This window comes from Streptomyces sp. PA03-6a (assembly GCF_033792765.1).
Classification (GTDB): domain Bacteria; phylum Actinomycetota; class Actinomycetes; order Streptomycetales; family Streptomycetaceae; genus Actinacidiphila.
On the sequence record NZ_JARAVK010000411.1, the window covers coordinates 1 to 5113 of the forward strand.

Here is a 5113-nt window from a genome sequence, read left to right on the forward strand (position 1 = left end):
GCCTGGGGCGTGGCGGGTGCGGAGCTCATGGCGGTGTCCTTCGGCGGTTCGGCGGCTGCGGTCCCTGCTCACGCCCTCGGTAGCAGGAGGTGGATGTCCAATTGGGGCGTTTTGCCCTCTATGGACCACTTTCGCGCTGCGAGGTCATGACCCCGTCCGCCGACTGTCACAGACGTGTCACACCATGCCCGCGGGGCCGGCCCAGGGGGCCGCCTGCCCGCCGACACCGCCGCCCACGGGGGAAGTCGGAGGGCCGGTCAGTCGAGGGGCGGAACGGCGTCCACGTCGAACGGCTCCGGAAGCGGCACGCAGGCGTCGGGGTCCGGCAGCTGCTGCGCCGTCCAGATGCACTTGCCGTTCGGGGTGTAGCGGGTGCCCCACCGCTGGGACAGGGAGGCGACGAGCTGGAGGCCCCGGCCCCCCTCGTCCGTCTCGGAGGCGTGGCGGATGCGGGGCATCGTCAGGCTGTCGTCGGAGACCTCGCAGACCAGGTCGATGTCCCGCAGCAGCCGCAGCGTCATCGGGCCCTTCCCGTGGCGGACGACGTTCCCCACCAGCTCACTGGCGAGCAGTTCCGTCGTCGGCGTCAGCTCCTCCAGACCCCACGCGGACAACTGCTCCCGCACGTGCCCGCGGGCCATCCCCGCCGCCCGCGGGTCCTCGGGGAGCGGCCAGCAGGCGATCCGCTCGGGGGCGAGCGCGTGGACGCGGGCGACGAGGAGCGCGATGTCGTCGCTGGTGGTCCGCCCTACCGGGAGCAGCCCGCAGATGAGGGCGTCGCAGAGCGCCCCCAGGTCCTCGGCGTCCGCGTCGGCCAGCAGGCGCGCCAGATCGCCCAGGCCCTCGTCGATCTCGCGCTCGGAGGACTCGACCAGCCCGTCGGTGAACAGCACGAGCAGGCTCTCCCGGGGGACCTGCAGTTCGACGCTCTCGAACGGCTGCTCCGCGGCCCCCAGGGGCGGGTTCGGCGCCGCCTTCGGAAAGCGCACGGTGCCGTCGGGATGGACGACCGCGGGCGGGGGGTGCCCGGCGCGTGTGACCGAACAGGTGCCGGTGGTCGAGTCGTAGAGCACGTAGAGACAGGTGGCGTAGGAGTCCGCGCCGAGTCCGCCGACGATGTCGTTGAGGTGCCCCATGATCTCGTCAGGGGGCAGTTCGAGACCGGCCAGCGTGTGGACGGCCGTGCGCAGGCGTCCCATGGTGACCGCCTCGGACAGGCCGTGGCCCATCACGTCGCCGATGACGAAGGCGACCCGGCCGGCGGACAGCGGGATCACGTCGTACCAGTCGCCGCCGACGTCCGCGCCCTGCTCGGTCGGCAGGTAGCGGGCGGCGAGGGTGCACGACGGCAGCGCGGGCAGCTCCTGGGGGAGCAGCGCGCTCTGCAGTTCCCGGGAGCGGGTGTGCTCGGCGTCGTACAGGCGCGCGCGTTCCAGGGCGTGGGCCACCAGGGCGCTGATGGCGCTCAGCAGGGTGCGCTCCTCGTCCGTCAGGCGCCGCGGCTGGTCGAAGGCGACCACGCAGACGCCGAAGGTGAGCCCGGAGGCGGTCAGCGGCAGGAAGGCCCAGGACCCCTTCCCGGTCAGGTGCGGGCGGTCGGACATGGCCGGGTACCGCGCCGCGTACTCCTCGGCCGAGGAGACGAACACCGGTCCGCTGGTCGAGATGGCGTCCCACACCGGGTCCTTGGCACCCCGGGGACGGCCTTGGAGGTTGTCGAGGAAGGCCTGCGGGTAGCCGACGGACCCCACGTTGTAGGCCCTGCCGTCCTCGAGCGCCTGCACCAGCAGCCCGGTGGCGCCGAACGGCGGCAGGACACGCTGGGCGACGGCGTCCACCACGTCGCGCGAGGTCGTCGCCTTGGCGAGGGCCGCGGTCAGTTCGGCGATCCGGGTCGCGCGTTCGCCCGCCGCTCGCTCGGCGGCGGCGCGCTCGGCCTCGTGCCTGCGCCGGTCGGTGACGTCGGTGAAGTAGAGCGTCACCCCGTCGGGCAGGGGGACCAGCCGGACCTGGTAGCAGGAGCCCGTGTCCGGCATCCGTACGTCGAAGCTCGTGGGCGCCGCCTTGGCCGCGGCCTCCCGGCAGCGCGACTCCAGGCCGGGGATCTGCCGCAGCGACGGCAGCGTCCAGAGCACCCGGCCGAACAGCTCCTCCTCGGAGGAGCCGAGCACGTCCTCGGCCTCCAGGTTGACGAAGGTGATGCGCCAGTCCTCGTCCGCGGAGAGGAAGCCGTCGCTCATGTACCGCAGGGCGCGGCTCAGCGCGTCACGCGCGGACCGCGACTCGTTGCTCTCCCACGCCGTGCCGATCATCCGGTACGGCTCGCCCCTGTCGTCCAGGACCACCTTGGCGCGGGTCTCGGTCCAGCCGTAGCTGCCGTCGGGGCGGCGCACCCGGTACTCGGCCTCGAACACGCCCCGGTCCCGGATCGCCCTCTCGGCGGTGGCGAGCGTCCACCGAAGGTCGTCGGGGTGGACGACCTTCATCCAGCTCTCGACCCGGGGCACGAAGTCGGAGGGGTCGGTGCCGTAGACGGCCATGGCCGCGTCGTCCCAGGCGAGTTCGCCGGTGCGGATGTTCCAGTCCCACGTGCCCACCTCGACGGCCTTCAGCGCCTGCCGCAACCGGCTGCCGCTGGGTTCCTCGTGCGTGGGGCGGGTCGGGGGCGGTGCCTGGTCCACGCGTTCCTGCGCCCAGGCGGTCACCGCCTCGAGGAACCGCCACTGCTCCTCGGTGGGCTCCCCGGCCGAGCCGGTGACGACGGTCAGCGACCCCACCGAGCTCACCCCGTCGGACAGGGCCACGGAGGCCAGTCCCGTGCCGGGCCATCCCTTTGCCGTCCCGGGCCGGCCTGCGCCGGCCGATCCGTCGGCCGCCCACACGCGGCCGTGCCGGCGTACGGCGCGCGCCGGGACCGCCGGGCTCTCCTGGTCGATGATCTCCCAGGGGCGTACGTACCCCGGTGACAGTCCGACCGTGGACACCAGGCGCAGCGCCGACATCGGCCCGCACAGGTGGACCGTGCCGCCCAGCCCGTCCAGCTCGGCGACCGCGTGCTGCAGCGCGAGCCGGAGCACCTCGCCCTCACCGATGCCCTTCTCCACATCGGCGAGGAGCGCCAATCGGTCGTTCACGATGTAAATGTACATTTATGGAGCAAAGCTGGCAGGCGAGGCAGGCCTTACTCCGTGGTGGTCCGGTTCCGCTCGGGCTCCCCGGGGCCGCCGGGGCACGGGGCGCGGTCGGGGGCCTCCTGGACGTGCAGGAGGAAGAGGGCGTTCAGCACGTCGTCCGACATGCCGGCGAGGAGGGCTTCCGGTGTCGTGGCCATCGCGTGCGCGAGGTCGTCGACCAGGTGCGCCAGACCGTCGATGCCGGACTCCTGCGCGCCGGAGGCGGCGTCGGGGCCGGCGGGGCCGTGGGGAGCGGCGGCGTGGCGATGGGTGGTCGTCTGGTTGCTCATGGGCGTCTTCCGAACGGGGCGGGGGGTGACCGCGGCGGGCGGCCGTGCGAGGTGTGCCGGACACGGCCAAGGTTGCGTCATCGCGGCCGAGCCGGCCACGGAACGCTGTTCCTATGCCTCCCGGTACCAGGCGGGGAGCGGGGGGAGCCGTGTCCTGCCCGGTACGGGCAGGACACGGCCCGGGGTCAGGCGGCCGCGACGCGCTGCGCGACTTCCTTGCCCTTGGTGGTCGCGTCCTCCAGTGCCCGGGTCCACGAGGCCTCGGCCAGCGGGACGAGCTCGGCCATGGCGGGGTTCGAGGCCGCCGCGGTCAGTTCGGGGACGATGAAGTCCAGGTCCAGGCCCATGTACTCGCCGAGGATGGACCGCAGGTAGTTCTGGACGTACTCGGAGGACTCCCGCGGGGTGCCCGGAGCGTAGGAGCCGCCGCGGCTGGCGATGACGGTCACCGGCACGCCCTTCACGCTGGAGGTGTCGCCGGTCGTGCGGCCGACCATGAGCACGTGGTCGATCCAGCTCTTGAGCGTCGACGGGATCGTGAAGTTGTACATCGGGGCGCCGAGGAGCACGGCGTCGGCCTTCTCCAGTTCCTCGATCAGGGCCAGACGGCCCGCGAAGGCCGCCGCCTGTTCGGGGGTGTGCGACGGGGCGTCGACGAAGGCGGCGGAGAAGCCGTGCAGATCGAGGTGGGGGAGCGGGTCCGCGGCGAGGTCGCGGTAGACCACGGTGCCGTCCGGGTGCTGCTCCTGCCATGCGTCGCGGAAGGTCAGCGCGACGGTGCGGGAGCGGGAGTCGGAGCCCGGGTGGAGGGAGGAGTCGAGGTGCAGCAGGGTTGCCATGTGAGTTCCAGGTGCGTCAGACGTGTGCGTGTCCCCGTGGGGCGGCTCCCCGGCGTCATGACGCCGGGGAGCCCGGTGGCCCGCGTCGCCGGGGGGATGCGAGGTGCGGGTCCCACGGCTCCACCGTGATGCACCCGGGTCCCGCGGGCCAAAGAGAGGATTAGCCGCTAACTTTTGGTAAGTATCTGGTCGTGGGGCGGTGAACTGCCGTCGGTGGAAAGGGAGTCGACCGCGAAGGGAGTGGCCTGCCACGGCCGCCACACGGGCGTCATGGCGCGCCGCAGCGCCGCTCGGCCCGGCCGACGGTGCGTGTGCGGCGGTACGCCGAAGGCTCCCCGGTCCGGAGGAGTCAGGACGGGGAGCCTGGGCGGTTTTCCGCGGAGGGGTGCCGGGGCGCGCGGTGTGCGCGGCAGACGCGCGGCCAACTCAACTCCGGGGCAGCGGAGTTGGTTGTTCCCTCTGGTGTCGGCCCGGCGCAGGCGCATGCGCGGGCGCGGGTCGGTGAGGTCGGGGGCGGGACGGCGCGGGCGGTGTTCAGGCCCGGGCGGTGTTCAGGCCCGGGCGGCCGCGTCGCCGGAGCCGGGGGTGTCGAGCGGGCGGCGGTGGGTGCCCATGCCCCGGACGCCGATGGAGGTGATGCGCTCACCGGCGGGCCGGCCGCGGTGCCGTCCGGTACCGGAGGCGGTGGCCGGGGTCTGCAGGCGCCGTACCGCCACGAAGGCGTTGTTGAGCAGGCCGCCGGACTTCGTCGTCGGGATGGGCATGGTGTTCTCCGGGTCTTTCGGTGTGCCGGTGGCGGCGCGGGTGGGGG

The 5113-nt window shown here is 73.2% G+C and carries 4 protein-coding genes; all 4 read right to left on the reverse strand.

Annotated elements, in window-relative coordinates; all coding sequences use genetic code 11:
• Positions 1-257: 257 nt before the first annotated feature.
• Positions 258-3134 carry a SpoIIE family protein phosphatase gene (locus PV350_RS44330; RefSeq protein ID WP_499515999.1) on the reverse strand — a complete coding sequence of 959 codons (2877 nt, stop codon included), beginning with the start codon at positions 3132-3134 and terminating at the stop codon, positions 258-260.
• A 47-nt stretch (positions 3135-3181) separates the two neighbouring features.
• Complete coding sequence (locus PV350_RS44335; RefSeq protein ID WP_499516000.1) at positions 3182-3463, reverse strand: hypothetical protein; 282 nt, start codon at positions 3461-3463, stop codon at positions 3182-3184.
• Between the two features lie 185 nt (positions 3464-3648).
• Entirely contained in the window at positions 3649-4302 is a 654-nt protein-coding gene (locus tag PV350_RS44340) for an FMN-dependent NADH-azoreductase (protein WP_499516001.1), read from the reverse strand.
• Between the two features lie 551 nt (positions 4303-4853).
• Positions 4854-5113: hypothetical protein (locus tag PV350_RS44345; RefSeq protein ID WP_500339037.1), on the reverse strand; the 260-nt coding region annotated here is incomplete at its 5' end.